Raw genomic sequence first — 25,925 nt, 5'->3', positions numbered from 1 at the left:
CCGAGGCGCGGGCGGACGCGGCCGAAGCCGAAGCGGCGCGGGCCAAGGCGATGGCGTCGAATACCGAGGCGCTGATCGCCAGCCTGAAGCTGGAAATCGAGAAGCTCCGGCGCGAACTCTACGGCACGCGTTCCGAACGCAAGGCGCGCCTGCTGGACCAGTTGGAGTTCCAGCTCGAAGAGCTGGAAGCGACAGCCAGCGAGGACGAGCTGGCGGCCGAGCAGGCCGCTGCCAAAACCACCGCGGTGGCGGCCTTCACCCGCAAGCGGCCATCGCGCCAACCCTTTCCCGACCACCTGCCGCGCGAGCGCGTCGTTGTGGCGGCCCCGGCGAGCTGCCCGTGCTGCGGCTCGGACAAGCTGTGCAAGCTGGGCGAGACGATCACCGAGACGCTGGAGGTAATCCCGCGCCAGTGGAAGGTGATCCAGACGGTGCGCGAGCGATTCTCCTGCCGGGCCTGCGAGACGATCAGCCAGCCGCCGGCGCCGTTCCACACCACCCCGCGGGGCTGGGCCGGCCCCAACCTGCTGGCCACCCTGCTGTTCGAGAAGTTCGGCCAGCATCAGCCGCTGAACCGGCAGGCCGAACGCTTCGCGCGCGAGGGCGTGCCGCTCAGCCTGTCCACTCTGGCCGATCAAGTGGGCACCGCCGCCGCGGTGCTGAAGCCGCTGCACGACCTGATCGCCGTGCATGTGCTGGCGGCCGAGCGGCTGCATGGAGACGATACACCAGTGCCCGTGCTGGCCAAGAGCAAGACCGACACCGGGCGGCTGTGGGTGTATGTGCGTGATGACCGGCCGTTCGCCGGCCAAGCCCCACCGGCAGCGCTGTTCCACTATTCGCGCGACCGCAAGGGCGAGCATCCCGAACGGCACCTGGCCGGCTTCACGGGCTGGCTGCAGGCCGATGCGTTCGCCGGCTATAACCGGTTGTACGAACCCGACCGCCAGCCGGGACCGATCCATGCCGCGCTGTGCTGGGCGCATGCCCGGCGGGGCTTCTTCAAGCTGGCCGACATTGCCGCGAACATCAGGCGCGGCAAGGACGCCCCGCCGATCTCACCGCTGGCGCTGGAGGCCGTGAAGCGCATCGACGCCCTCTTCGAACTCGAGCGCGCCTTGAACGGCAAGCCGGCGGCCGAGCGGCTGGCGGCCCGCCAGGAGCACGGCGTCGCCCTCGTAGCCGCGCTGGAGAACTGGTTGCGGACAGAGCGCGCCCGGCTCTCCCGCCATGCCCCAGTGGCCAAGGCGATGGACTACATGCTGACCCGTTGGGACGGCTTCACCCGTTTCCTCGCCGATGGCCGGCTGTGTCTCACAAACAACGCCGCCGAACGCAGCCTGCGCGGGATTGCACTCGGGAGGAAAGCATGGCTGTTTTGCGGCTCCGATCGCGGCGGGCAGCGGGCAGCGATCATGTACGGCCTGATCAACACGGCGAAGCTCAACGACGTCGATCCCCAGGCGTGGCTCGCCGACGTGCTGGCCCGCATCAACGACATGCCCCAAACCCGCTTGCGCGAACTCCTGCCCTGGGAGTGGAAGGCAATCCGCGAGCAGACGAAAGCTGCCTAACCGCGGCACTCAGCGGATGCTTACACCGGATCGCACGCGAGGCGAACAGCAGGCGCGGGATGTGGCGGGCCAGCCCGATGGCGATGCCGGCGGCATGCAGCGTCGCAGTCGAGAGGATGAAGCCCAGGCTGTAGAGGAGCGGGGCCGCGGCCTGCGGCATTTCGGTGCCATGGGAATGGCCGTGCAGGATGGCGAACACTCCGACCAGAGGGGCTTGTTCAGAAATCGGCCTGTTCGGCCTCCAGATAGGCGAGGCTGATGTATTTGCCGATGTTGCTGTCCCACCCCTTGGTCTCGGCGGCGCGGGAGGCGACGCGCGGGTCGGCGAGCACCATCACCTTCGCCTCCTCGATGGAACGGCCGGCCTTTACGGCGGCGGCGCAGGGTTCATAGATGCCTTCGAACAGGGTACGCTGCCAGACCGGCACGCCGGGACCGGGCTCGCCATGGGCCGGCAGCCAGATGCGGGTGTCGCTGTCGGTCCGCAGCCGGTCCATGGTCTCGAACGTCCCGAGGTAGGAGCCGTCGTCCATGTTGGCGATCCGCCGGTCCATCATCACGTCGCCGACGCACATCACCCCGTCCTCGACCACCGCCACCGACAGATCCGACGGCGTGTGGGCGCGCCCGTAATGGTGCAGGCGCAACCGGACGTCGCCGAGCGACAACTCGTCCCCATGGGCCGCGTCGCGGTTGGGAGCGACGATCCGGGTGCCGGCGGAGGCCTGGGCCGTCCATTTTACCATCGCGCTCTGCCAGGCGCTGCCTTCCAGCCCGAGGATCGCCGTGCGTGTCTCCGGCAGGGCGTAGCGTGGCAGATCCTCGCCGAATGCTTCGGCGAAGGCGTGGTTACCAAGCCAATGGTCGCCGTGGTAGTGCGTGTTGACGATGCCGACCACCGGCCTGTTCGTGACCGTGCGCAGCATGCGGATCGCCATCTCGCCGATCTGGAGCGAGGCCCCGGAATCGACGACGATCACGCCCTCGTGCCCGACGACGAAGGTGATGTTCGCCATCATCCCCTGGTTCTGCGGCGTCGGGAAGCCGTCCGGGGCCTGGATGATCCAGACATGCGGGCTGACCTGGACCAGGGGCCGGTCGGGCACCGGGGGCCCCTTGACGAAGGCCTCGACCCCGGCGGCGAAGGCGCGGACAGCCGCGAGTCCCGGCAGGGCTGCCAGGGCTGCCAGGGCGGTGAAGGCGGTGGTTCCACCGGCGAGCAGGCGGCGGCGTGGCAGGCGAAACATTCGGGACCTCCTGGACGGTCATTGCGCCGCGACCGGCGGGATGGCGGGGGCGTCGGCCGAGCGCGCGCGCGCCGGCCGGCCGGTCTTCCGGTCGATCGCCCGGTCGGTCAGCACGGCGCCGATCCACATCGACCACAGCACGAGCCAGGCGGTCAGCACGAAGATCGAGGCGCCGGATACGCCGGCACCGATGGCGCAGCCGCCGGCAAGGACGCTGCCGAACCCCATCAGGCAGCCGCCGACGATGTAGCGCCGCATGGTGGAGCCGTCGCTGAAGCCCTCCAGCTTCAGGTCGCGCCCGGCCAGCCCGGCCAGGAAGGCGCCCAGCGCCACGCCGGGGATCAGCCCGGTATCGAATCCCCAGGTCGCGCCCGGCGGCGACAGCACCAGCATCAGGAAATCGGCGGACGGCGCGGTGAAGCTCAGGGAATGGATCGCCACCGGCTCGAAGGCGGCGGCGGCGCTGCGCCATGTGAACCACCAGGCGGCAGCGACGGTCAGGCCGACGCCCGCCGCCCCCAGCCAGGACCAGCCCGACAGGCGGTTGCGCCGGGCGATCATTGCACCGGCGGCCAACCAGCCCAGCGCGAACAGCAACGCCCCGTCATGCCCGACGCCGGCCAGCGCCAGCAGGTCGCGCTGCGCACTGCCGACCGTCCACCATCCGTTGATCGCCTCGCGCGCCGGCGACAGCACGCCGCGCAACGCCGCCTGGGCCACCACCGCGAACACCAGCCCCGACAACAGCGCCCGCAGGTTGCCGGTGGCCGCCAGCACCAGCATGCGGCTGGCGCAGGCGCGGGTCAGTGTCATGCCGCAGCCGAACATCAGCCCGCCGATCACCGCACCCGACAGGCTGCCAGGGTTGTTGAGTTGGCGGACGCTGCCGGTGTCGAACAGGCCGAGCAGGATCAAGCCCTGCGTCGCGATCAGCGCGGTGGAGAAGGCGAGCAGCCACACGGCCAGCCGTTCGCCCAACCGTCCGTGCGCCACCTCCAGCGTCGAGGCGCGCAGGCAGAAACGGGAGCGCTGGGCGAGAATCCCGAACAGCGTGCCGATCAGCAGCCCGCCCAGCGCCAGGAAGCGGTCCTCGCCCAGCGTTTCCATCAGGCCGTCGATGGTGATGGCGACACCCATGGCGGCGGCGTCCTCAGGGCTTGATGTAGGCGTAATGGTCGCGGGCCTGCAATTCGGTGATGCGCACGACGCCGGATTGGGTGAATTCCGCCTCCATCACGAACTGGTCCTTGGTCAGGTTGCGCCGCTTCATGGTGATCTCGCACACCTCGAAGCGGACGCCGCGCCCCTTGAGGTCGGAGATAAGCGGGCCGTAGTCGATGTTGTTCTTCTTGTCCTGGGCGCCTTCCAGCAACAGATCCACCCCCTCGGCGTGGGTGACGACACGGATCTCGGTCTTCGGCGCGACGTCCAGATGGTTGCGGATGTTGCGCAGGGCTTTGGTGCCCTGCTCGGCGGCGTTGTCGATGTGATAGACCACCTTGTCCTGGGCCAGCGCCGGCATGGATGCCGCCGCGCCGAACAGCAGGAGCACGGGAAGGAGCAGAGGGGCGAGGAGGCGGCGGAGGCTCATGGCGGCGGTCTTTCGGTTCGGGGGGCGGCGTCGGGAAAGGATCGCCGTCAGGCGGCGAGGCCGGGGTTGCCGTCCATGCCCTTCAGGACCGGCAGGTTGAGGCGGGGCGGCGCCACGGTCTTGCGGGCGCGCAGGTTGCGGGCGACCAGATCCCAGATCGCCTCGCCGCCCGCGGTCCTGGCCTCCTCCGCGACGGGGGCCCAGCCGGCGACCTTGTAGGTCTTCGACGCCTCCAGCGGCTTGCCGTTCAGCGTCATGTCCTGGATGCGCTGCCCGGCCGGCGCCATGGGATCGCAGGCGTAGGACAGGCCGCCGACGCGCACCATGTCGCCGCCCTGCTGGTAATAGGGATCGGGGTTGAACAGGTTGTCGCAGACATCCTCCAGCACCGTCTTGATCTGTGCGCCCGACAGGCTGCTGAGCGTCACGTAGGGGTAGGTGATGGCGGTCTGGTCCAGCAGGTTCTCCATGGTGATGGGCTGGCCGGGCAGCAGGCTGGTTCCCCAGCGGAAGCCGGGCGAGAAAGCGATCTCGGCATCCTTCTCCGCCATCAGCGCGTCGAGGATCAGCTGGTCGAAGCTGCCGTTGAAGTTGCCGCGCCGGTACAGCGTGCCGTCCGTCACCGCCAGCGTCTCGCCCAGCGCCGCCTCGTAGGGTGCGCGCACGCGGGTGATCAGCGCGTCCATCTCCGGGTCGGCGGGCAGCAGGTCGGCGAAGACCGGCAGCAGCCGGTAGCGGAAGTCGGCGACCCGGCCGCCGGTCACCTCGAGGTCGAGCACGCCGAGGAACTTGCCGTTGGAGCCGGCGTTGGTGACCAGCGTCCTGCCGCCGGGGTTGGCGACGATGCTGGGGGCCGGCATGCCGTCATGGGTGTGGCCACCGAGGATGGCGTCGATGCCGGCGACCCGCGAGGCCATCTTCAGGTCGACGTCCATGCCGTTGTGCGACAGCACGACCACCACCGCCGCCCCGGCGGCACGGGCGTCGTCGACCGTCTTCTGCATGTCCTCCTCGCGGATGCCGAAGGTCCAGTCGGCGACCATGTAGCGCGGGTTGGCGATCGGCGTGTAGGGGAAGGCCTGGCCGATCACCGCCACCTTGACGCCGTTCACCGCGCGCATGGTGTAGGGCTTGAACACGTCGTCGCCGAAATCGGCGCTCTTGATGTTCTGGGCGACGATCTCGATGTGCCCGGCGAAGTCCTTTTCCGCGACCTCGCGCACCCGGTCCTGGCCGTAGGTGCATTCCCAATGCAGGGTCATGACGTCGACGCCCAGCAGCTTGGCCGCCTCCACCATGTCCTGCCCCTTGGTCCACAGCGCGGTGCCCGAGCCCTGCCAGGTGTCGCCGCCGTCGAGCAGCAGGGCGCCCGGACGGTTCGCCCGCACCCGCTTGACCAGCGTCGCCAGATGGGCGAAGCCGCCGACCTTGCCGTAGAGTCCGGCCATCCGCTCGAAATCGAGGCAGGAGAAGGCATGCGCCTCCCGGCTGCCGGGAGGGATGCGGAAATGCTCCAGCAGCCGGCTTCCCACCAGATGCGGCGCCCGCCCGGCCATGCCGCCGATGCCGAGATTGACGCTCGGCTCGCGGAAATGGATCGGCTTGAGCTGGGCGTGGCAATCGGTGATGTGCAGCAGCGACACCGTGCCGAAGGCCGGCGCGTCGTAGATGGTATCGGCCGCCGTTTGGGCGCGGGCGAAACCGGCGGGCAGCAGCAGTCCGGCGGCGTTCGCGGCGGCCAGGACGTTGAGGAACTCGCGGCGGTTCATTTGGCCGGCCCCGGCTGGGTATTGGCGGGCGATGCGTTGACGGGCGATTTGGGATCGAACAGCAAGGCCATCAGATGCTTGATCTGCGTCTCGCCCAGGATGCCCATGTGACCGGCGCGCGGCATGTTGGAGCAGGCGTTGCTGGCCTTGGCGTTATAGATCTTGGCCCAGGCGGCCTTCAGCGTCTCCTCGTCCCGCCCGCGCAGCGTGCCGTACTGGCTCAGGCTGGGGCCGATGGTGCCGTAGGAGATCTCGGCCGGGCTGATCTGGTGGCAGTTGTAGCAGTTGCCGCCGTTGGCCCCGTCCGGCTTGTCCGTCCAGGTGTTGCCGCGCCCGCTCTGGGCGATCGCCTCGCCCTGTTTCCAGTCGCCCAGCCATTGGCCGTCGGACGGCCATTTGACCGTCGCCATGTTGGCGGCCTCGATCCGCTCGCGCCTTGCGGCGGCGGCCGGGCTGGCGGCGGCCTCCGGATCGGAGCAGAAGGCCTGCGTCTCGTCCTGGGTCAGGCGGTCGATCCTGGCGATGCCCTTGTCCTTGAAGCTGGCGGCCAGCATGCGGGAGAAGGCGGCGTCGTCGGCCCCCGGCCCCCAGCTCGCCGTCTGTACCGGAGCCGTCTGGGAGAGGGCCGGGCCGGCCAGCGGCAGCAGGGCGGCGGCGAGCAGAGCGATATGTTTCATGGCGGCCTCCGTCAGCGCTTGATTCCGGGTGTCTTCATCGTTGCCCCGCTGGCGTTGACCGCCATGTACATCGACAGCGCGATGGTCGCGTCGGAGGTGTAGACGGGTTCGGGGAAACGCTGCTGGCGGAAGCAGTCGTTGAGGCGCCACTGCATCGACCACATCTGGCCGGAGCTGACCCGGTAGGCCGGCCAGCTGCCCCAGCCCGCCGCCGCCCCTTTGGCTCCCGGGATGTAGGGCAGATCCTGGAGACGGATCCGCGTGCCCTCCTGGCCGTGGCAGGTGGCGCAGGAGAAGTCGTACGGGCCGCCCTGGTAATTGAACATCCGCTTGCCCAGCTCGTACATCGCCTGTTCCTTGGGATGCCTGGGCGTCGCCGCGATGGGCGCATCCCTGGACTGGCCGGAGATGTAGGCGGCCAGGGCGTTCATCTCCTCCTTGGGCGGAGCGGTGAAGGACGCTTCGACATAGGGTTTGGGATCCTTGCCCTGGAGGGTCTGCATGCAGGTCAGCAGGCGCGATTCCAGGTCCTGGACCCGGTCGGTGTCCGCGAAATAGCGCGGAAGCAGGGCGTAGGCGCCCCGGACCACACCGGGGCCGAGGCCGAGGTCGCAGCGTTCCAGCGACGCCGCCTTCGGTCCGCCGGGTGTCTTCCACAGCTCCTCCCCACTGGCCTCGTACAGTTCGGCGGGGTTGCCATCCTGCAAGGCCTCGCGGTAGGCCTCGATGCCTTCCTGCGCCGCATCCTTCTGGGCGTAGGCCGCCGTCGCGGCGGCCGCCGACACCGCGAGGAACGCCATGATCCCAACGCTTGCCCGGTCCATCCCTGTCCCCTCCCGTCCTTGTTCTTGTGTGCCGGACGCGCCCCCGCTTCCGGTTCGAGAGCCCGGTTACGTCACGGTGGCTTCGTCGGTGCGGGTGTCGCCCTTGTTGTCGACCCAGGTAACGGACACCTTGTCGCCGGCCTTGCCGCCCTTCACCTTGAAGGCGAGGTAGGGATTCTTGGAGATCGACGGCCCCCATTGCGCCTGCATCACCGTCTTGCCGTCGAGCTTGGCGGTGACCTCGTTGATGAACCAGGCGGGAATGACCGCGCCGTTGGCGTCCTTGCGTTGGCCGGTTTCCATCTCGTGGCCCATCAGGACCTTGATCTCGGTGACGCCCTCCTTGACGGAGGCGCGGATCTTCATCGGACTGCCCATGCTCGTGCTCCCTTCCTGTCCGCTCAGCCGCCGCAGCCGCCGAGCGTCACCTTGATTTCCTTGGATGCGGCGTAGAACTTGCCGTCCGCCTTGACCAGGACGACGACGTTCGAGGTCTGGCCCATCTTGATGCGCGCGGTGACCTCGGGGATCGTGTCGGGCATCAGGTCGAAGGAGGCCGCCAGCATGCTGGGGTTCTTGTCGACCAGGATGGCGATGCGTTCGGTGTTGGGCAGCTTGCTGATCGCCTGGACCGGCACCACCGCCCCGTTCTCCGCGATGTCGGAGGCGACGATCTGGACGTCGCCGCTCTGTCCCGGCGTGCCGGCGCCCAGCGCCTTCAGCGCCTCGTCCATCGTCCTGGCGTCGAAGGCCGCCTTGTCCCAGTTGGCGAAGGCCATCCGCGGCAGGACGAACCCGGCCGCCGCCAATGTTCCCAGGAAGGTCAGGACCTGGCGTCGTTCCAATAGTCTCGGTGTCATGACTGGGGTTCCTTCTCGATCACGTCATTTCGCCGGCGCGCCGGCCAGGATCCAGGCGACCAGGGTCTTCACCTGGTCGTCGTTCAGGTCCGGTTGCGGCGGCATCGGCACCGCGCCCCAGACGCCTTCGCCGCCGGCCTTGACCTTGGACACCAGCGCGTCGGTGCTGTCGCTCCCGCGATAGCGGGCGGCGATCTCGCTGTAGCTCGGCCCGACGATCCGCGTGTCCACCGCGTGGCAGGACAGGCACCCGGACTCCTCCGCCAGCGTCAGGGCGGGGGGCGGCTTGTCGGCCGCCGCCTCGTCCGGGCCGGTGCGCTGGCCGCGGACCGGGCCGAAGATCCGGTTCTGCGCGGCGAGGTTGCCGTGCGCGCCAAGGGCATGGTCGGGTAGATGGGAGGCCAGCTGGACCGACGGCTTGCACTTGGTCATGCAGGCGGTGTTGGCGGTGTCCGGCTTGGCCGCCGCATCGGGCAGGCCGGGGCCGGGCCACAGGGCGTGCGCGGTGGTCATGCCGTTGCGGTTCGGCATCCGCGCCTGGACCTCGCGGATCGTCCTGTCGGTCAGGACGAAATCGTCGGGCACGATCTCCGCGAGGTTCAGCATGTAGGCGAGCACGGCATAGACGTCGTCGTCGCTCAGCGACTTCGGCGCGTTCCACGGCATGGCCCGGCGGATGTAGTCGTAGAGGGTGGACACGGTGGCGACCTTCATGACGGTCGTCCGCGCCGGGAAGTCGGTCCGCTTCAGGGTGGCGACATGGCCGGACTTGATGTCCTCGGCGGTGGTGCCGCCGATCAGCGGGTTGAAGACGCTGTTGCTTTCACCGAAGGTGCCGTGGCAGCTGCTGCATTTGGCCTCCCAGATGTCCATGCCGCGCGACACGGTGCCGGAGCCGGGCGGCAGGCCGGCGAAGTCGGGGCCGACGTCGATGTCCCAGGCCTTCACCTCCGCCGGGGTGGCCGGACGCCCGACGCCGGGAAAGCCGTCCGCCAGGGCGGTCCCGCCCGGCAAAAGGCCCGCTGTGAGGCCGAGCAGGACGGCGAGGGCGGGGCCGGCGAGCGCCGCCTTACAGAATCTGGACATTGTTCACGTCCCCGTTTTCGGCGACCTGCCAGGTCTGGATCGCGTTGTTGTGGTAGATCGACCGCGACCCGCGCGCCGCGCGCAGTTGGCCGTAACCGGGCTGGACGAAGCCGGTCTCGTCGATGGCGCGCGATTGCAGCAGGGCCGGCTGCCCGTCCCAGCTCCAGGGCAGGGAGAAGCGGGTCAGGCATTTGGAGAGGATCGGGGTCTGCAGGGTCGCCTCGACCCAGGTGACGCCGCCGTCGACGGAGACGTCGACCCGCTTGATCTTGCCGCGCCCCGACCACGCCAACCCGCTGATGGTGAAATAGCCCTTGGCCATCAGGGTCTGGCCGCCCGACGGGGTGGTGATGACCGACTTGCATTCCTGGATCGAGCTGTATTGCCGGTGCTGGCCGTCGGGCATCAGGTCGATGTAATGCACCGCCTCGTCCTTGGTCGCGTAGGGACGGTCGCCGACCTCGACCCGGCGCAGCCATTTCACCCACGACACCCCCTGGACCCCCGGCACCACGAGGCGCAGCGGGTAGCCGTTCTCCGGCCGCAGCATCTCGCCGTTCTGGCCGTAGGCGACCAGCACCTCGCCGGACAGCACCGGTTCGATCGGGATGCTGCGGGTCATCGACGATCCGTCGCCGCCCTCGGCCAGCACGTATTTCGCGGCCTTCAGGTCGGCGCCGCAATCCTCCAGCAGCGTGCGCAGCGGCACGCCGGTGAACTCGCTGCACGAGAGCATGCCGTGGGTGTACTGCACCGTGGGCACCGCGACGTTGCCCCATTCCATGCCGGTGTTGGCGCCGCACTCGATGAAGTGCATGCGCGACACCGGGGGCAGGCGCAGGATGTCGTCCATCGTGTAGACCTTGGGCGTCTTCACGAACTCCGGCCGGGCGCCGTCGATCATGAAGCGGTGCCGGGTCGGGTCGATGTCCTGCCAGCCCTGATGATGCCGCTCGAAATGCAGGCCGGACGGGGTGATGATGCCGAACAGCCCCTGCAGGGGCGCGAAGGACACGCTGGCGGCGGCCACCTGGGTCAGTCCCGGGCTTTGCCGGCGCACCAGCCCGCGCTCGTGCCTGGACGGCAGGCCGTAGGGGGTGGCGGCCACCGGCTGGCCCAGGCTGCTGCCCCAGGGGGTCGGGTTCAGGATGTCGGGATCGCCGATGCCGGTGGTCGCAGCCGGCGCGGCGGCGGCGCGGCCGCCTGCCGTCGCCGCGACGGTCGCTGCGGTGGCGGTCAGGAAGCTTGCGCGCAGGAAATCGCGCCGGCCCTGGCCGACCTGCCGGATGTCTTCCGGGGTCAGGAAATTCTCGGGCGCCTGCCGCAACCGGCCGGACGAAACATCCTTGCCGGGGGCAAGCGGATCGGTTCGGAGAGTCGCCTCTCCGTTTGGCCGCAACTTGGTCATGTCTGTCCCGATGTCAGTCCGGCGCGCCGCCGGTTTCTTGTCCGCCACAAACAGTACGCTTGACGAACAATTGGCGCCACCGGGTGGATTCCGGTGCCGACCAAGGGTAAACCCTTGCCTCCCCTGCCGGGTCGAACCGTGGATGCGACCGGATCGCCGGCCTCAGATCCGCTCGCCGGGCGCCAGCATCAGCCGCGCCAGTTCCGCGACGGAGCGGGCGCCCATCTTTTCCATCACCATCTGGCGATGGCCTTCGACGGTCTTGACGGAGATGGACATCGCCGCCGCGATCTCCTTGTTCTGCCGTCCGTCGAGGACGAGGGTCAGCACCTCGCGCTCGCGCCGGCTGAGCTGGGCCAGGCGTGCCTCCACCGCCTCGCGCCCTGCGCTGCGCGTCAGCACGTCACGGCATTTCCGGATCGCGGCGTTGACCGCGTCGAGCAGCGTCTGATCCTTCCAGGGCTTCTCGATGAAGTCTTCGGCCCCGCCCTTCAGCGCGGCGACGGCAAGCGGCACGTCGCCGTGGCCGGTGATCATGATGACGGGCCGTTTGCAGCCCTGCTCCCTCAGATGGCGCAGCAACTCGATCCCGCTCATGCCGGGCATGCGGACATCCAGCAGGACGCAGCCCGGGCGCAGCGGCGGACGCAGATGGGGCGAGCGCAGGAAGGCCTCGGCCGACGCGAAGGTTTCGCAGGCGATTCCGACGGACGCCAGCAGATAGCCGACCGAACCGCGCATCGCCTCGTCATCGTCCACCATCAGAACCAGGGGCGTGTCGGTCATGGAATGGGATCCTCGATGGATGGGATGATGGACGGGTCGCAAGAGGGTGGCAACGTGAAGCGGACGGCCAGGCCGTGGGGCAGCGAGGGCTCGGCCCAGATGCGCCCGCCATGCCGCTCGACGATGGTCCGGCAGATCGACAGCCCCAGCCCCAGCCCGTCGGGCTTGGTGGTGAAGAAGGGTTCGAACATCCGCATCCTGGCATCGTCGGACACACCCGACCCGGAATCGCGGACCTCGATCATCACCATGCCGTCGGACAGGGCGGCGCGCACGGCGATGGTGCCGCCGTCGGCCGGCCGCATCGCGTCGACGGCGTTCTGCAACAGGTTCAACACCACCTGCTGCAATTCCACCTTGTCGGCCTGCACCGGCGGCAGGTCCGACGCCGCTTCGGCGACGATGGACAGCTGCAGGTCGGACGGCGTGCCGAACAGCGACAGCGTCTCCTCCACCACGGCACCGACCGCCAGGGTGGAGCGCTGGGCGCCGCGACGGCTGACGAAGCCACGGGTGCGCTGGATGATCGCGGCGGCGCGTTCGGCCTGTTCGGCCACCGACCGCGCCCCGGCGCGCAGCCGGTCGAGGTCGGGAACAGGCGCGTCGAGCAGCCGGGTCATGCCCCCGGCGAAATTGCCGATCGCCGCCAGCGGCTGGTTCAGTTCATGGGCGATGGTGCTTGCCATCTCGCCGACGATGCCGAGCCGCGAGAGCTGATCACGCTCCTCGCGCAGGCGGAGCGCCGCGGCTTCGGCGCGCTCGCGCTCGGCGATCTCGTGGACCAACTCGGCGGTGCGGCGGCGGACCAGCACCTCGACCCGCGCCGCGTGGATCACCCACCACAGCACCGCCGCGCCGGCGACCGCCAGCCAGTGCCAGTTCCGGCGCAGGAGATCCTCCAGCGTCGGCGGGGTTTTCGGATAGGGGCCGATGTGCAGCGTGCGGAACAGCTCGTGCACCGTCGTGTAGTCGAGCGAGGCGGTCCAGGCCCGCCCGTCGGTTGCCGGCATGGTCAGCAGCGCGGCGGCGACCTGCCGGGCAAGGTCGCGCGGGGTGTGCGCCAGCCGGGCGAACGGCCAGTCGGGATAGAGCCGCGACGACACCCGGCAAGGCGGCGTGTCGGGTTGCAGCGCGTCGGTCTGCCGCTCTCCGACCACCGCGAAGGTGCCGGGCGCGACCCGGCCCTGCGCTTCCAGCTCCTCCAGCAGGCAGGCACGCAACACGCCGGCGTCGGCCGTGCCGTCGCGCACCGCATCCGCCACGCCCTCCATCGGAAAGCCGACCGGGATCAGCGCGGCCAGATCCGTGAAGGGGTGGACGCCGGCATCCTCCATCTCGCGCCATGCGATCTGGAAGCCGCCGAAGGCATCGGTCGACACCACCGCCAGCCGCTTGCCCTTGAGGTCGGCGAGCGTGTGGATCCCCTGGCGGTCGGCCCGGCGGATGATGGTGGAGCCGACCGCCGCGATGGGGAAGGCCGGCAGGCCGGATTCCAGCGTGGCGATCCGCGTCACCGCGAACCGGGCCTCCAGCGTGACGTAGTTGCCGGGGTTGGTGATGACGAAATCGACCCGCCGGTCGGCGACCGCCAGCACCATGCCCGGGAGGTCGAGCGGCAGCGCAAAGAAGCGGCGATCCGGGATCGCGTGCTCAAGATGGGCAAGCGTCGGTTCCCAGTCGCGCGCCGCCCGCTCCGAGCCCAGATAGGCGAGCACGCCGATGCGCACGGTTTCCGGCTCCGCCCGCGCGGCCGCCGTCCACACCATCATCGCACATGAAACAATCAGGCGTTTGAACATAACCGCCAGCATAGCCCATGCGGTGACCGCATTGCCAACAGGGTCATTGCTGGCACCAGCCGCAAATCGGTCCGGGTAACGGGGACCTTCGTCAGGGCAGGCGTACTGCCGGGATCACTTCAGGGGAGCGTAGGTGCCGTTGTTCCAGGCATAGAGCACGAAGGGCTCGGAGTTGGGATCGCCCTTCCGGTCGAACCGGATATCGCCCAGCACGGTGTGATAGGTGCCCGCACGCAGCGCGTCGGCCAGCCTGTCGCCCTTCATCGTCTTCGCCGCTTTGGCTGCGTCGGCCAGCACCCTGACGGCTGCATAGGTGTAGAGGGTGAAGCCTTCCGGCTCGAAACCGGCGGTGCGGAAGCGCCGGACCAGATCGGCGGTGCCGGCATTGGCGCGCGGATCCGGGTAGAAGGTGAACATCACCCCATCGCTGGCCGGCCCGGCGATGGAGGCGAATTCGGTGGTTGCCAAACCGTCGCCGGCAACGAACCGGGTCTTGAGCCCCTGTTCGGACGCCTGCCGCACCAGCAGCCCGGCCTCGGTATGATAGCCGCCGAAGAAGACGACATCGACGTTCAAGGCCTTCATCCGGGCGACCAGCGACGAGAAATCGCGCTCTCCCTGGGTGATGCCTTCGAACAGAACGACGTTGCGGCCCTGCTGCGCCAGCTCCGTCCGCACCCCCTCGGCGATGCCCTGGCCATAGGTGGATTTGTCGTGGACGATGGCGATGGTCCGGCCGAGGTTGCGGCCGACGATCTGTTTCGCTGCGACTCCGGCGGCCTGATCGTCGCGTCCGCAGACACGGAACATGTTGGTCAAACCACGCTCGGTGATGGTCGGGTTGGTCGAGGCCGGCGTTACGATCACCAGCCCGGATTCCGCATAGACGCTCGACGCCGGAATGGTGGAGCTGGAACAGAAGTGCCCGACCACCGCCTGCACGCCGTCGGCGACGAAGCGGTTGGCGACGGCCACCGCCTGCTTGGGATCGCAGGCATCGTCGGCCACCTGCAGGACGACCTTCTCCCCATTGATGCCGCCGGCGGCGTTGAGATCGGCGACGGCGAGATCGGCGCCACGCCGCATCTGTTCCATGAAGGAGGCGTATTGCCCGGTGACTGGCCCGGCAAGGCCCAGTTTGACGTCGGCCGCCGCTGCCGTCGGCACCAGCGCCGCAAGGGAGATGCCGAAACGAAGAAGGTTGCTGCGAAACAACTTTTGGATGAACGTGTCGGATCGAGACATGGAACTTCCCCATTCGTTGAAGCGGCATGTTGTCGTGTCGCTGCATCCGTCCGCCGAACCGCATGCGGCGGACGTGTCTTGGCAGGAGCTGCCTTGCGGCGCCCCCGGTGTCAGAAGGCCAGCACCTTGCGCAATCCAGTGAGATCGGCGAACTCGTGGTCCGGCCGGGGCTGCCATGGCCCCAGCCTGTCCTGCGTGCGGTTGATCCAGGCCACCCGCATCCCCAGCGGCTTGGCTCCGTCGATGTCCGCCCAGGAGGCCAGCGACGCGTGCAGAACCTCGCCGGGAGCCAGCGCCAGCCGGTCGAGAGCGAGACGGAAGATGCGCTCCGACGGCTTGTAGGCCCCGGCCATCTCGGCGGTGGTGACGCTCGGGAAGAAGGAGGCCAGCCGGCTGCGCGCGAACAGGTCGCTGTCCATGTTGGTGATCGGCATCAGCGGGTACTTGGCCGCCAGAAGGGCGAGGATCTCCGGCACCTCGGGGTGCGGAGGCGCCTGCTCGACCAGGCCGGTCAGCAGCGTGTCGGTCAGGGGCGGAAGCCGGTCAGCATCCAGCCCGGCGATTCCGGCTCCGGCCAGCGTGGCGGCGAGCGCTTCGGCGGCGACCTCGCGGTAGCGGCGATAGGCGGACGACCGGTAGAGCTGGACGTTGCGCATGTCCCAGTCGAGATAGAGCGCGGCGGCGTCCAGGTCGCCGCGTCCCAGCCTGGACAGCAGCTCCGCCATGCCGGCGGTGCCGCCGGCATCGACGTCCACCAGCGTGCCGAAATAATCGAAGGTGACGGCCTTGATCGCGTCCATTCCCATTCCCTCTCTCAGGACGACTTGCGCGTCGCGAAGCGGGCGACGCGTTCGGCGGCTTCGGGATTGCCGAACGCCTCGACAGCCGCCGCAGCCTCCAGGTCCAGCGCGCGGCGCAGCGTGTCGGAGAGGTCGACGGTCATCAGGCGCTTCAGCCGGCCGGTGGAAAAGTGCGACTTGCCGGCGACCGTCGTCGCCAGCGTGAGGGCGGTGTCGAGCAGCGCCTCGCGCGGGACCACCCGGTTGACCAGCCCGAGTTCGGCCAGCCGCGCCGCCGATTGCCGTTCGCCCAGCAGCATCAGCTCCATGGCCCGCTGATAGCCGACCGCCAGCGGAAGCAGATGCGTCACCCCGCCGGTCACGAACTGGGCCCAGTCCATTTCGGGAAAGAAGGCCTGAAGGTCGTCGGAGGCGACCACGAGATCGCAGTTCAGCAACCACTCGAACCCGCCGCCCACGGCGAAGCCGTGCACCGCCCCCACGACGATCTTCGACCCGAACATCAGGTCGTGGGTGATCTGCTGGATGCCGGCGATATGGGCGCGGATCGCGGCATCGTCGCGGGTCTGCTGGTCGAACTCCTTCAGGTCGTCGCCCGCGCAGAAGGCCCGCCCGGCGCCGCACAGCAGGATCACCGCCACGTCCGGGCGCTCCGCCGCTTCGGTCAGCGCGGCGTGAAGGTCATGCAGCAGGACGGTGCCGATGGCGTTCATCCGCTCCGGCCGGTTCAGCGTCACGCGGCCGATGCCGGCCGTCACATCGAGATCGACCGTGCTCATGACCCAACCCTTTCGATCCAGTCGGTCTTGCCGGCGGTGCGCGGCAGCGAGTCATGCGAAATCATGGTGACCATGGCGGTCGCCCCGGCCTGCTCACGCACCGCCTTTTCCAGGTCCGCCGCAGCCGCGGGCCATGCCGTCTCGGGCAGCCCCTCGGCGGCCTCCACGCGCAGCTGGATGCGGTCGTACGGTCCCGGCCCGACCAGCCGGATGCGGAAATGCCCGGACGACAGGGCCGGCAGGCTGCTGACCGCCTTGCGGACCGCGCTGGGGAAGACGTTGATTCCGCGGACATTGAACATGTCGTCGGTGCGACCGCTGACGCGGAACCGCCAGGACGTGCGGCCGCAGTCGCAACGCCCGGTGCCGGTCACGGTGATGACGTCGCGGGTGCGGTAGCGGATCAGCGGCTGGCATTCCTTTTCGATGTGGGTGCAGACCAGCTCGCCCATCGTGCCCTCGCGGATCGGCAGGCGGTTGCCCTCCGCGTCGAGGATCTCGGCGAACAGGTAATCGCTGCCGTGGAAATGCAGGTCGGTGGTCGCCTCGCACTGGCTGCCCAGCGTGCTCAGCACCTCGCTGAGGCCGTAATTGGCGTTGCGCACGCCGAAGCCCCAGCTTTCCTCCATCGTCGCGCGGAAGGCCGCATTGTCCAGTCCGGCCTCGCCGCCGAACAGGCCGAGCCGAAGCCCGAGGTCGCGCGGTGCCGGCCCGCCCTCGTCACGCAGAAGCTTCTCCAGCAGGGCCGGATAGGACGGCGTGCAGGAGATGGCGGTGATCTTCAGGTCGACGATGGTCTGGAGAAGCTGCCTGGTGTTGCCGACGCCGAACGGCACCACCGTCGCGCCGGCCGCCTCCAGCGTCATGTGGTCGGTCACGCCGCCGGTCCACATGCAATAGTTCAGGCAATGCACCACGCGGTCGGTCGACCGCAGTCCGGAGGCATGCATCGCCCGGCCGCCGATGGTGGCGATGCGATCGCAATCCTGCCGGCTGTTTGCGAGGTTGAGCGCACGGCCGGTGGTGCCGGAGGTTCGGTGCAGGCGGACGATGCTTTCCTCCGGGCAGGCCACGTAGTCGCCGAAGGGATAGGCGGCTTCCTGGCCGGTGCGCAGATCCTCCTTGTCGGTCAGCGGCAGATCCTGGAGGTCGTCGAGCGTCACCGGCCGTCCGATGCCGGCGGGCAGCATGCGCCGGTACATCGCCGACCGGCCGGACACATAGGCCCATTGCCCGGCCCAAAGGCGGTCCTGGAGGGCGCGGACCTCGCCGTCGCCCAGACTTTCGAAATCGGGATGGAGAAGATCGGAGGTCGGCATCAGTGCCTCGGGCTGGATGGTGGAAGCACCGGTCAGGAACCGGGGCGTGCGGCGGCACGGGATTCGATGGCGGATTGCGGCAGGATGGCGCGGGCGTGCCGGCCCTGGCCGATCTTGCCGCCGTCATCCTCGGACCAGACGTCGAACCAGTAGAGGGCGCCCTCGCGGCCGGTGAAGCGGGCACTGGTCCTCACCTGGCCGCCGACCGGCGTCGGCGCGACATGCGACACCTCGAGCCTGGCCCCGACCGACAGGTCTCCGGACTGGAGCAAGGGGCGCAGCAGGGCGGCACAGGCGCGCTCCATCTCGGCGATCATCACCGGCGTGGCGAGGACCTGCGGATAGTGTTCGTCCGGGTCGCGGGCGAAGGCGTCGGCCGTCATCGACGGATCGACGACGAGGTGCACCGTCTCGACACGCTCCGGATCCAAAGGGCTTGTCATGCGGGCTGTCTCCTGTTCAGGGGGCTCGCCCGTCACATCGCAACGCCCGTGCCAAGCTTCTCCGAACCGGAGAAGCAGGGACAAAATCAAATGAAATGAGCTACTTGCCTGGAACAGGGGAGGGGCGCGAACCTCGAGGGTCATCGCATCGAGCAGGAAGCGTAAGAAAATAGAACGTTATGAAATTTTACGATCGTTCGGAATCAAGACGGCTTGCCCGCTCCGGCGCGTTGCAGGGCGATGCCGTAATCGCGGATCTTGCTGTAGAGCGTCGGCCGGGCGATGCCGAGGATCTCCGCCGCCTTCGTCACGTTGTGATCGACATGGATCAGCGTCGCGGCGATGACGTCGCGTTCGTGCTCGCGCAGCGACTTCAGGGCAGGAGCCACGGTCGGAGCCGGGGGCGGTACCCGTGCGTCGCCGGGCGGGTCGAAACGTTGGATCTCCGTTCCGTCGGACAGCACGACGAGGCGTTCCAGGGTGTTTTCCAGTTCACGCACGTTGCCCGGCCAATCGTACCCGGTCATTGCCCGCAGGGCCGCGTCGGAAATGGTGAAGACCGGCTTGCCCGCGGCGGCGGCGTATTTGCGCAGGAAGTGGGTCGCCAGCATCGGGATGTCGCTTCTGCGCTCCTTCAGAGCCGGAATGGCGATCGAGACGACATGCAGACGATAATAGAGGTCGTCGCGGAACTCCCGCCGGGCGATGGCGTCCTTCAGGTTGCGATTGGACGCGGCGATGACCCGGACGTCGACCGGAATGGGCCGGGTGGCGCCGATGCGGGTGACCTCGCGCTCCTGGAGAACGCGCAGCAGTTTCGCCTGGAGGTCGAGCGGCATCTCGGTGATCTCGTCGAGGAAGATCGTCCCGCCGGACGCCATTTCGAACTTGCCCGGCCGCCCGCCCTTCTGCGCTCCGGTGAAGCTGCCGGCGACGTAGCCGAACAGCTCGCTCTCGATCAGTTCGCGCGGCAAGGCGGCGCAATTGACGGCGATGAAGGGGGCGTCGCGGCGGTCGCCATAGGCGTGGATCGCTTGGGCAAAGACTTCCTTGCCGGTGCCGCTCGGTCCGTTCAGCAGGATGTTCGCGGTGCCGAGTGCCGCCTTGCGGGCGTCGCCGACGGCCTGCCGCAGGCAATCCGATGTGCCGATGATATCGTCGAAGGTGTAGCGTGCCGGACTGCCGGCGATCTGCTGGGCGATCCGCTTGGCCCGGTTGAACTCGCGGAAGGTGTTGACGACCGACTGGACCTTGCCTTGGGCATCCTTGATGGGAATGGCGGTATCGATCAGGTGCAGGTGGCGACGGCCGGAATCGATGATGAGTTCACGGTCGTAATAGCCGATTCCGCTCCGGAAGATCGGCGCGATGATCGGCTCGAAATCGAGAAGTTCGGCGAAGCGGCGGCCGACGCTCTGCTCCGGGTTCAGGGTCAGGATGTGCCCGGCCGGCGCATTCATGTGGCGGACCCGGCCATCCTCGTCCACCACCAGCAGCCCGTCGGAAATGCTGTCGACGATGGCACGCTGCTCGCCCAGCATGCGGTCGAGGTTGCCGCTGGTCTCCAATGCCCCCATCTGGGCGCTGGTGCTCTCCGCGCACAGCAGGGCAAGGCCGCTCAGCGTGTCCGTGCCGACCGAGGCGTCCGACACCAGCGCGATGGCGCCGTGCAAGGCGCTGTTCAAGCCGAACAGGGGCGCGGCGGCGATCGCGGAGTTCGTCAAGCCGGGGCGGACATGCTGCCAGCCGGACGTGACCATGGGCCGCCGTTCCCGCAGGCACAGGTCGATGGCATTGGTGCCTATGGCATCCTCCGCCGCCGACCGTCCTTCGCCCATACCGGCCGCGTCCAGTTGCCCGACGAATGGGCGGTCTCCGGCCACGCTGTGGATGATCAGGCCGGCATCGGCCAAGACGATGGCGACCGGATGATCGCGGCCCAGGATCAGGCGGATCGAGCCGAGGATCAGGGCACCGGTGGCGGCTATGCTGCCAAGCAGCCGGTTCGCCCGCGGGTCCGCCGAAAGCCGCTCCGTCCGAACCGCAGGGGCGGCGTTTTCCGTCGCCCGGTCGCGCAGACGCCGCCAGGAAGACAGCACCGCCTCGTCCAGACACCCAGGCGGCGGTTCCTCGCCGTTCAGGAAGCGGTCGCGTGGCGTGTCCAAAAAGGCGTCTCCTGCCGTCAGGCGGCCAGCGCGGGCAAGCCGACGCGGCATCATCGCCGAGGGGAGCGATGGTTTCCAGGGTCATGTGGCGAGCCCGCTGCCGGGCCGCCGTTACGCTGTCCTTTCACCGCTCATCGCCGCAGCGGCCAGGGCCTGCGCCTCGGTTTCGGCCTTCAGTCCGGCCTCGCGGCGCTCGCTGTAGCGGCTGGTGAGATAGTCGCTGCGGTCGCGCACCAGCAGGGTGAATTTGACCAGCTCCTCCATCACGTCCACCACGCGGTCGTAATAGGGCGACGGCTTCATCCGTCCGGCCTCGTCGAACTCCTGGTAGGCCTTGGCGACGGAGGATTGGTTGGGGATGGTCACCATCCGCATCCAGCGCCCCAGCACCCGCATCGCGTTGACCGCGTTGAAGGACTGCGAGCCGCCGGAGACCTGCATCACCGCCAGCGTCCGCCCCTGCGTCGGCCGGATGCCGGCGCTTTCCAGCGGCAGCCAGTCGATCTGGCACTTCAGGATGCCGGTGATGGTGCCGTGGCGCTCCGGGCTGACCCAGACCTGGCCTTCGGACCATTGCGACAGGGTGCGCAGCTCCGCCACCTTGGGGTGGTCGGCCGGCACGCTGTCCGGCAGCGGCAGGTCACGCGGGTCGAAGATCCTCGTCTCGGCACCCATGCGCTGAAGCAGACGGGCGGCTTCCTCGGCCAGGAAGCGGCTGTAGGACCGCTCCCGCAGCGAACCGTAGAGCAGCAGAATGCGCGGCGGGTGGGTCGACGGATGGTCCGGCGTCAGCGCGTCGAGGTCGGGCACCTCGAAATAGGGCTCGTCCAGGCTCGGCAAGGTGTCGGGTCCGATCGTCTCGATATCATGCATGGGTGCGTCCCTCGTACCAGGGCTTGGTCGCCTTGACGATCTTCACCACCGACAGCATCACCGGCACCTCGACCAGCACGCCCACCACGGTGGCGAGCGCCGCGCCGGAGCCGAGGCCGAACAGGCTGATGGCGGCGGCCACGGCCAGTTCGAAGAAGTTGGAGGCACCGATCAGCGCCGCCGGCGCCGCCACGCACCACGCCACCCCGAAGCGCCGCGACAGCCAATAGGCAAGGCCGGCGTTGAAATAGACCTGGATCAGGATCGGCACCGCCAGCAGCAGGATGACCAGCGGCTGTGCCAGGATCTGCTCGCCCTGGAAGCCGAACAGCAGCACCAGCGTGGTCAGCAGCGCCACCAGCGAGACCGGCTGGATGAGGTCCAGGGTGCGCTTCAGCGCCGGTTCGCCGCCGGTGGCCAGCAGGCCGCGGCGCCACAACTGGGCGCCGGCCACCGGGATGACGATGTAGAGCAGGACGGACAGCAGCAGCGTCTCCCAGGGCACGGTGATCGACGCGACGCCGAGCAGCAGCCCGACCAGCGGCGCGAAGGCGAAGACCATGATGATGTCGTTCAGCGCCACCTGGCTCAGCGTGTAGTGCGGCTCGCCCTCGCACAGGTTCGACCAGACGAACACCATGGCGGTGCAGGGGGCGGCCGCCAGCAGGATCAGGCCGGCGATGTAGGAGGAAATCTGGTCCTGCGGCAGCAGCGGGACGAACAGGTTTCCGATGAACAGCGTGCCCAGCAGCGCCATCGAGAAGGGCTTGACCGCCCAGTTGATGAACAGCGTCACCCCCACGCCGCGCCAATGCTCCCCGACCCGCGAAAGCGCGCCGAGGTCGATCTTCAGCAGCATCGGCACGATCATCAGCCAGATCAGCACCGCCACCGGCAGGTTGACCTTTGCCACCTCCGCCGCGGCGATGGCGTGGAAGACCCCCGGAACCAGATGGCCCAGCGCGATCCCGGCGACGATGCACAGCGCGACCCAGACGCTGAGATAGCGCTCGAAAAGCCCCATGGCGGGGCGGGCCGCCGGAGCGGCGTGGATGTCGGTGGTCATGATCGGTGTCCGTCAGGAGGCTTTGTCGATGCGGTGTCCGGCGGCGTCGATGACGGCCTCGCCGTCTTCCTTGGCGAAGGCGCCGCGCTGGGCATCGGGAAGGATGTCGAGCACCGCCTCGGACGGGCGGCACAGCCGCACGCCGAGCGGCGTCACCACGATCGGCCGGTTGATCAGGATCGGATGGGCCATCATGGCGTCGAGCAACCGGTCGTCGCTCAAGCCCGGGTCGCCGAGCCCGAGCTCGGCATAGGGCGTGCCCTTCTCGCGCAGCAGGGTGCGCACCGGCACGCCCATCCGGCGGATCAGGCCGGCCAGCTCGTCGCGCGTCGGCGGCGTCTTCAGATATTCGATCACCGTCGGCTCGACGCCGCTGTTGCGGATCAGCGCCAGCGTGTTGCGCGAGGTGCCGCAAGCCGGGTTGTGATAGATGGTGACCGGTGTCATCGCGCCGCCTCTTCGGCGGTGGACACCCGGCCCATGTCGTCCAGCCTGCGCTTCAGCGCCAGACGGTCGAGCGAGGCGATGGGCAGGCTGACGAAGGCCTGGATGCGGCGCTGGATCTGCCCGAACACCGTGGCGGTGAAGGCGGCCTTTTCCGCATCGGTGCCCTGGGCGCTCGACGGGTCGGGGAAGCCCCAATGCGCGGTCATCGGCTGGCCGGGCCAGATGGGGCAGACCTCGCCGGCGGCGTTGTCGCAGACGGTGAAGACGAAATCCATGTGCGGGGCGCCCGGTGCCGCGAACTCGTCCCAGGTCTTGGAGCGCAGTTCCGCGGTCGGGAAGCCAAGCCGCTCCAGCAGGCCATGGACATGGGGGTTGATCCGGCCGGACGGCTGGCTGCCGGCGCTGAAGCCGCGGAAGCGGCCCTTGCCCTCCCGGTTCAGCAGGCACTCCGCCATGACGCTGCGGGCGCTGTTGTGGGTGCACAGGAACAGGACATTGTAGACGCGGTCGGTCATCGCTGGATTGCCTTTCCAGGCCGCAGGGGGCGCGGCGGTTGGTGTCGGGTCTCAGGCGTCGTGGTCGCATCCGTCGGGACCACACAGGACGGCCTGGGTCAGGTCGGTGGAGCAGAGTTCGGGGCGCCCCTGGCAGCAGTCCTCCATCAGGTAGGCGATCAGCCGGCGGGTGCCCTCATAGTCGGACGCGTAGAAGATCTGCCGCTGCACCCGCCAGGAGCGGAGCAGTCCGGCGCGCTCCAGCGTCGCCAGATGATGGGACAGGGTGGAGGCCGGAACCCCCACCTGCTGGGCAACCTCGCCGGCCGTCAGTCCGTTCGGCCCCACCGTGATCAGCAGGCGGAACACGGCCAGACGGGTTTCCTGGGCAAGGGCGGCAAAGGCGTCGATGGCAATCTTATTTTCCATGTTTCGACCATAATCGAAATATAGAGCCGTGGCAAGCGGCTGTCATCGGCGTCGTGGCTGTCGGCCGAAGGCCGAGGTGAAGCCGGTTCATCGCCGGTCGCCGGGGACATGACCGGTGAACGAACGAATGTCATCAAGCCGTCAATCGCGTGTCACGCGCCGGAGTTATTTCGATGATCGTGAGATTATCGAAGGAAGGCGGTCGGTTATCCGCCCTGGTCACGGCTGTCCGCCGAGCATCCCCGCGTCCACACGAGGATCCCCATGCTTGCCCGCTTCCCTGCATTCGCACTGTCGATGGTGCGGCCGACCAGCCTGCGCACCAGGTTCGCCATTTTCATCGTCGTCATGCTGGGGCTGTTCCTGGCGCAAAGCGCCGTGGGTGTCCTCATCGCCACGCGCAACAAGGATTTGGCGGAAACCAGTGCCCTGCAGATGGACAATGCGATGCTGGATTTCGACCTGTCCGGCCACATCAAGAACCTGCAGGTCCAGACGCTGCTGATTCCGAGCCTGATCGGCAGCCTGTCCGTCCAGGAACCGGCAGGACTGGCCAATGAGTTCCGCTCCATCGCCCGGAATTTCGCAGCCTCCGCCAAGTCCGTGGAGGACATCTCCAGGGAGCATGATCTGGGTCAGAAGGGGACGTTGACCGACATCGAAGGACGCATCCAGGTCGCCAAGACCACCTTCGTGGCGATCGAGGAGACGGCAAACGCCATTCTCCGTCAGGCCCAGGCCTCCGGCGGCGCGGCGCCGCCCGACCTCATGCTGCGGCTCAGCGCCCAGGTGGAGGGGCAATTCGAGCATCTCGACCGTATGGCCGAAGCGACGAAGCTGATCGCCACCGAGGATCAGGAGATGGTGACCCAGGCCAATGCGGCAGCCCGGGAAACCACGGGATTTCTCCTGCGCACGATCGGCGGCACCACCCTGGTGGGGCTGATCGTCTGCGCCATCGCCTCCGTCTTCCTCGTGCGCGGCGTACTGCGTCCGCTGATCGGGGTTGCCCGGGCCACCCATGAGTTGGCGGCCGGCAATCTCGCCATCGTTCTTCCGGCGCGGCGTCGCGACGAGATCGGTGAGATGATCGAAGGGTTGCAGGTGTTCCGCAGCAATGCGCTGGAGGCCAAACGACTGGCCGGGGAGCATGAGCATGAGAAGCTCCTGGCCGAGGAGGGCCGCAAGCGCGCGGTGCAGGAGATGGCACAACGCTTCGAGGAGGTGGCCGGCAGCATCGTTCAGTCCGTCAGCAGCGCCGCGAACGGACTGGTCGAGACGGCGAGCGCGGTGTCCCGAACCGCGGAGGCCTCCTCGCACGAGGCTTCGACCGCGGAGACCGACGCCGGCACGGCCACGGAGGAAATCCGCCGGGTCGCCATGGCGGCCGAAGACCTGAACGGCCTGTCGGCAGCGGTGCTGTCACGGGTGGAGGAGGCTGCCGGCGTCGCGCGGCGGGCGGCAGCCGAGGCCGCCGGCACGACGGAGCTGGTCGACCGCCTGATGGAAACTTCCGACCGCATCAACCAGGTGATCGGCCTGATCAACCAGATCGCGGAACAGACCAACCTGCTGGCGCTGAACGCCACCATCGAAGCGGCCCGTGCCGGCGAGGCCGGCAAGGGCTTCGCCGTGGTCGCGTCGGAGGTCAAGGGGTTGGCCGGCCAGACGGCCCGGGCAACGCAGAACATCCAGATCGAAATCGGTGAGATGCAGGCGGTGATCGGCCGGTCGGTCTCGGCCATGCGCAGCATCGCCACCTCGGTGCGGACCATCGACGAGGTCAACATCACCATCTCCACAACCATCCAGGATCAGACGGCGACCATGGCGGAGATCGCACGGCACATGGCCGGTGCCGCGACCCGGGTCACGGCGGTCGGGCGCAGCATCGGCACCGTGGCGCGGGCGGCCACGCAGACGGGCGCCGCCACCAGTCAGGTGCTTTCGGCCTCGGAAGGGCTCTCCTACCAAGCGGCGCAGTTGCAGGACGCCGTGAGCGAATTCCTCGCCCATGTCCGCACCGGCTGAGGCTGCCCGACATCTTCCAACCGAAGGCACAAGGGAATGCCCGTCTCCCTCATTCCCGAACACCATCGCGGCCTTCGCCATGGCTGGGCGGCGGGACGGGCGTGGCTTCCGCTACCTGGCGATGCGACAAGACGCCAGTTGCTTCGACATCTCCGGAACCGGCGATCCGATCGGCCCATTTCCCGGTGAGGGGGGATCCGCCGGCCGTTCCGT

Annotated in this window: 25 protein-coding genes and 1 pseudogene (1 of these 26 only partly in view); 2 read left to right on the top strand and 24 right to left on the bottom strand. The window is 68.5% G+C overall.

What is annotated here, in order from left to right:
* On the top strand, positions 1–1,574 hold the 3' portion of the coding sequence (gene tnpC, locus AL072_RS28030; protein WP_045580671.1) for an IS66 family transposase. The gene continues 70 nt to the left of window position 1, outside the view; only the last 1,574 of its 1,644 coding nucleotides appear in the window; its start codon lies off the left edge, out of view; it ends in the stop codon at positions 1,572–1,574.
* On the opposite strand, the gene AL072_RS33855 is transcribed toward tnpC, so the two are convergent.
* The 24 genes from AL072_RS33855 to AL072_RS27915 form a co-directional block, all read right to left on the bottom strand.
* Positions 1,492–1,773 (bottom strand): HupE/UreJ family protein, encoded by a 282-nt coding sequence (locus AL072_RS33855; RefSeq protein ID WP_245637030.1) that lies wholly within the window; start codon positions 1,771–1,773, stop codon positions 1,492–1,494. The two genes, tnpC and AL072_RS33855, sit on opposite strands and share 83 nt — an antisense overlap.
* A 19-nt stretch (positions 1,774–1,792) precedes the next feature.
* Positions 1,793–2,821: an MBL fold metallo-hydrolase gene (locus AL072_RS28025; protein ID WP_045585676.1), complete on the bottom strand. Its 1,029-nt coding sequence runs from the start codon at positions 2,819–2,821 to the stop codon at positions 1,793–1,795.
* Positions 2,822–2,839: 18 nt separating this feature from the next.
* Positions 2,840–3,958 carry a YeeE/YedE family protein gene (locus AL072_RS28020; protein ID WP_045585675.1) on the bottom strand — a complete coding sequence of 373 codons (1,119 nt, stop codon included), beginning with the start codon at positions 3,956–3,958 and terminating at the stop codon, positions 2,840–2,842.
* Between the two features lie 13 nt (positions 3,959–3,971).
* Positions 3,972–4,412 (bottom strand): DsrE family protein, encoded by a 441-nt coding sequence (locus tag AL072_RS28015; protein WP_045585674.1) that lies wholly within the window; start codon positions 4,410–4,412, stop codon positions 3,972–3,974.
* 47 nt (positions 4,413–4,459) lie between these two features.
* A complete protein-coding gene (gene soxB, locus AL072_RS28010) occupies positions 4,460–6,181 on the bottom strand; it encodes a thiosulfohydrolase SoxB (RefSeq protein WP_045585673.1) in 1,722 nt (573 codons plus the stop codon).
* Positions 6,178–6,858: a sulfur oxidation c-type cytochrome SoxX gene (soxX, locus tag AL072_RS28005; RefSeq protein WP_045585672.1), complete on the bottom strand. Its 681-nt coding sequence runs from the start codon at positions 6,856–6,858 to the stop codon at positions 6,178–6,180. Before soxX ends, soxB begins: the two co-directional genes overlap by 4 nt.
* A gap of 11 nt (positions 6,859–6,869) precedes the next feature.
* Complete coding sequence (gene soxA, locus AL072_RS28000; protein WP_045585671.1) at positions 6,870–7,682, bottom strand: sulfur oxidation c-type cytochrome SoxA; 813 nt, start codon at positions 7,680–7,682, stop codon at positions 6,870–6,872.
* 66 nt (positions 7,683–7,748) lie between these two features.
* Positions 7,749–8,060 carry a thiosulfate oxidation carrier complex protein SoxZ gene (soxZ, locus tag AL072_RS27995; RefSeq protein WP_045585670.1) on the bottom strand — a complete coding sequence of 104 codons (312 nt, stop codon included), beginning with the start codon at positions 8,058–8,060 and terminating at the stop codon, positions 7,749–7,751.
* A 23-nt stretch (positions 8,061–8,083) separates the two neighbouring features.
* Positions 8,084–8,542 carry a thiosulfate oxidation carrier protein SoxY gene (gene soxY, locus AL072_RS27990; protein WP_045585669.1) on the bottom strand — a complete coding sequence of 153 codons (459 nt, stop codon included), beginning with the start codon at positions 8,540–8,542 and terminating at the stop codon, positions 8,084–8,086.
* Positions 8,543–8,566: 24 nt separating this feature from the next.
* Entirely contained in the window at positions 8,567–9,628 is a 1,062-nt protein-coding gene (locus AL072_RS27985; protein ID WP_045585668.1) for a c-type cytochrome, read from the bottom strand.
* Complete coding sequence (gene soxC / locus AL072_RS27980) at positions 9,612–11,036, bottom strand: sulfite dehydrogenase (RefSeq protein WP_082109372.1); 1,425 nt, start codon at positions 11,034–11,036, stop codon at positions 9,612–9,614. The genes AL072_RS27985 and soxC overlap by 17 nt, the downstream gene beginning before the upstream one ends.
* A 162-nt stretch (positions 11,037–11,198) precedes the next feature.
* Positions 11,199–11,822, bottom strand: coding sequence for a response regulator transcription factor (locus AL072_RS27975; protein WP_045585666.1), 624 nt, complete (start codon positions 11,820–11,822; stop codon positions 11,199–11,201).
* Complete coding sequence (locus AL072_RS27970; RefSeq protein WP_245637029.1) at positions 11,819–13,591, bottom strand: sensor histidine kinase; 1,773 nt, start codon at positions 13,589–13,591, stop codon at positions 11,819–11,821. Before AL072_RS27970 ends, AL072_RS27975 begins: the two co-directional genes overlap by 4 nt.
* 144 nt (positions 13,592–13,735) lie before the next feature.
* Positions 13,736–14,866 carry a branched-chain amino acid ABC transporter substrate-binding protein gene (locus AL072_RS27965; RefSeq protein WP_045585665.1) on the bottom strand — a complete coding sequence of 377 codons (1,131 nt, stop codon included), beginning with the start codon at positions 14,864–14,866 and terminating at the stop codon, positions 13,736–13,738.
* Between the two features lie 110 nt (positions 14,867–14,976).
* Positions 14,977–15,666, bottom strand: coding sequence for an HAD family hydrolase (locus tag AL072_RS27960; protein WP_045585664.1), 690 nt, complete (start codon positions 15,664–15,666; stop codon positions 14,977–14,979).
* Positions 15,667–15,680: 14 nt separating this feature from the next.
* The gene (locus tag AL072_RS27955; protein WP_045585663.1) at positions 15,681–16,445 is read right to left on the bottom strand and encodes an enoyl-CoA hydratase/isomerase family protein; all 765 of its coding nucleotides are present in this window, start codon (positions 16,443–16,445) and stop codon (positions 15,681–15,683) included.
* The gene (locus AL072_RS27950; protein WP_045585662.1) at positions 16,442–17,764 is read right to left on the bottom strand and encodes a phenylacetate--CoA ligase family protein; all 1,323 of its coding nucleotides are present in this window, start codon (positions 17,762–17,764) and stop codon (positions 16,442–16,444) included. The genes AL072_RS27955 and AL072_RS27950 overlap by 4 nt, the downstream gene beginning before the upstream one ends.
* 32 nt (positions 17,765–17,796) lie before the next feature.
* Positions 17,797–18,207 (bottom strand): thioesterase family protein, encoded by a 411-nt coding sequence (locus AL072_RS27945; RefSeq protein ID WP_200909935.1) that lies wholly within the window; start codon positions 18,205–18,207, stop codon positions 17,797–17,799.
* Between the two features lie 203 nt (positions 18,208–18,410).
* Positions 18,411–20,372 carry a sigma-54 interaction domain-containing protein gene (locus AL072_RS27940; protein ID WP_052710439.1) on the bottom strand — a complete coding sequence of 654 codons (1,962 nt, stop codon included), beginning with the start codon at positions 20,370–20,372 and terminating at the stop codon, positions 18,411–18,413.
* 111 nt (positions 20,373–20,483) lie between these two features.
* Entirely contained in the window at positions 20,484–21,245 is a 762-nt protein-coding gene (gene arsH / locus AL072_RS27935; RefSeq protein ID WP_045585661.1) for an arsenical resistance protein ArsH, read from the bottom strand.
* Positions 21,238–22,269 (bottom strand): ACR3 family arsenite efflux transporter, encoded by a 1,032-nt coding sequence (arsB, locus tag AL072_RS27930; RefSeq protein ID WP_144428401.1) that lies wholly within the window; start codon positions 22,267–22,269, stop codon positions 21,238–21,240. The genes arsH and arsB overlap by 8 nt, the downstream gene beginning before the upstream one ends.
* A gap of 54 nt (positions 22,270–22,323) precedes the next feature.
* Positions 22,324–22,758 (bottom strand): arsenate reductase (glutaredoxin), encoded by a 435-nt coding sequence (gene arsC / locus AL072_RS27925; RefSeq protein ID WP_045585659.1) that lies wholly within the window; start codon positions 22,756–22,758, stop codon positions 22,324–22,326.
* Entirely contained in the window at positions 22,755–23,273 is a 519-nt protein-coding gene (locus AL072_RS27920; protein WP_045585658.1) for an arsenate reductase ArsC, read from the bottom strand. Before AL072_RS27920 ends, arsC begins: the two co-directional genes overlap by 4 nt.
* Positions 23,274–23,324: 51 nt before the next feature.
* Entirely contained in the window at positions 23,325–23,681 is a 357-nt protein-coding gene (locus tag AL072_RS27915; protein ID WP_045585657.1) for an ArsR/SmtB family transcription factor, read from the bottom strand.
* A 1,029-nt stretch (positions 23,682–24,710) separates the two neighbouring features.
* Here AL072_RS27915 and AL072_RS36370 point away from each other — a divergent pair.
* A pseudogene (locus AL072_RS36370) lies at positions 24,711–25,712 on the top strand (methyl-accepting chemotaxis protein); the annotation flags it as partial.
* Positions 25,713–25,925 lie beyond the last annotated feature (213 nt).

The organism is Azospirillum thiophilum (genome assembly GCF_001305595.1).
GTDB classification, from domain to species: domain Bacteria; phylum Pseudomonadota; class Alphaproteobacteria; order Azospirillales; family Azospirillaceae; genus Azospirillum; species Azospirillum thiophilum.
Note: the sequence above shows the minus strand (reverse complement) of the source record. Positions and strands in the feature narration are given on the sequence as shown.

Excerpts from the sequence above, each read along its gene's own strand:
- AL072_RS28025 (WP_045585676.1), bottom strand. The coding sequence starts at position 2,821 with ATGTTTCGCCTGCCACGCCGCCGCCTGCTCGCCGGTGGAACCACCGCC.
- AL072_RS28020 (WP_045585675.1), bottom strand. The coding sequence starts at position 3,958 with ATGGGTGTCGCCATCACCATCGACGGCCTGATGGAAACGCTGGGCGAG.
- AL072_RS28015 (WP_045585674.1), bottom strand. The coding sequence starts at position 4,412 with ATGAGCCTCCGCCGCCTCCTCGCCCCTCTGCTCCTTCCCGTGCTCCTG.
- soxB (WP_045585673.1), bottom strand. The coding sequence starts at position 6,181 with ATGAACCGCCGCGAGTTCCTCAACGTCCTGGCCGCCGCGAACGCCGCC.
- soxX (WP_045585672.1), bottom strand. The coding sequence starts at position 6,858 with ATGAAACATATCGCTCTGCTCGCCGCCGCCCTGCTGCCGCTGGCCGGC.
- soxA (WP_045585671.1), bottom strand. The coding sequence starts at position 7,682 with ATGGACCGGGCAAGCGTTGGGATCATGGCGTTCCTCGCGGTGTCGGCG.
- soxZ (WP_045585670.1), bottom strand. The coding sequence starts at position 8,060 with ATGGGCAGTCCGATGAAGATCCGCGCCTCCGTCAAGGAGGGCGTCACC.
- soxY (WP_045585669.1), bottom strand. The coding sequence starts at position 8,542 with ATGACACCGAGACTATTGGAACGACGCCAGGTCCTGACCTTCCTGGGA.
- AL072_RS27985 (WP_045585668.1), bottom strand. The coding sequence starts at position 9,628 with ATGTCCAGATTCTGTAAGGCGGCGCTCGCCGGCCCCGCCCTCGCCGTC.
- soxC (WP_082109372.1), bottom strand. The coding sequence starts at position 11,036 with ATGACCAAGTTGCGGCCAAACGGAGAGGCGACTCTCCGAACCGATCCG.
- AL072_RS27975 (WP_045585666.1), bottom strand. The coding sequence starts at position 11,822 with ATGACCGACACGCCCCTGGTTCTGATGGTGGACGATGACGAGGCGATG.
- AL072_RS27970 (WP_245637029.1), bottom strand. The coding sequence starts at position 13,591 with ATGATGGTGTGGACGGCGGCCGCGCGGGCGGAGCCGGAAACCGTGCGC.
- AL072_RS27965 (WP_045585665.1), bottom strand. The coding sequence starts at position 14,866 with ATGTCTCGATCCGACACGTTCATCCAAAAGTTGTTTCGCAGCAACCTT.
- AL072_RS27960 (WP_045585664.1), bottom strand. The coding sequence starts at position 15,666 with ATGGACGCGATCAAGGCCGTCACCTTCGATTATTTCGGCACGCTGGTG.
- AL072_RS27955 (WP_045585663.1), bottom strand. The coding sequence starts at position 16,445 with ATGAGCACGGTCGATCTCGATGTGACGGCCGGCATCGGCCGCGTGACG.
- AL072_RS27950 (WP_045585662.1), bottom strand. The coding sequence starts at position 17,764 with ATGCCGACCTCCGATCTTCTCCATCCCGATTTCGAAAGTCTGGGCGAC.
- AL072_RS27945 (WP_200909935.1), bottom strand. The coding sequence starts at position 18,207 with ATGACAAGCCCTTTGGATCCGGAGCGTGTCGAGACGGTGCACCTCGTC.
- arsH (WP_045585661.1), bottom strand. The coding sequence starts at position 21,245 with ATGCATGATATCGAGACGATCGGACCCGACACCTTGCCGAGCCTGGAC.
- arsB (WP_144428401.1), bottom strand. The coding sequence starts at position 22,269 with ATGGGGCTTTTCGAGCGCTATCTCAGCGTCTGGGTCGCGCTGTGCATC.
- arsC (WP_045585659.1), bottom strand. The coding sequence starts at position 22,758 with ATGACACCGGTCACCATCTATCACAACCCGGCTTGCGGCACCTCGCGC.
- AL072_RS27920 (WP_045585658.1), bottom strand. The coding sequence starts at position 23,273 with ATGACCGACCGCGTCTACAATGTCCTGTTCCTGTGCACCCACAACAGC.
- AL072_RS27915 (WP_045585657.1), bottom strand. The coding sequence starts at position 23,681 with ATGGAAAATAAGATTGCCATCGACGCCTTTGCCGCCCTTGCCCAGGAA.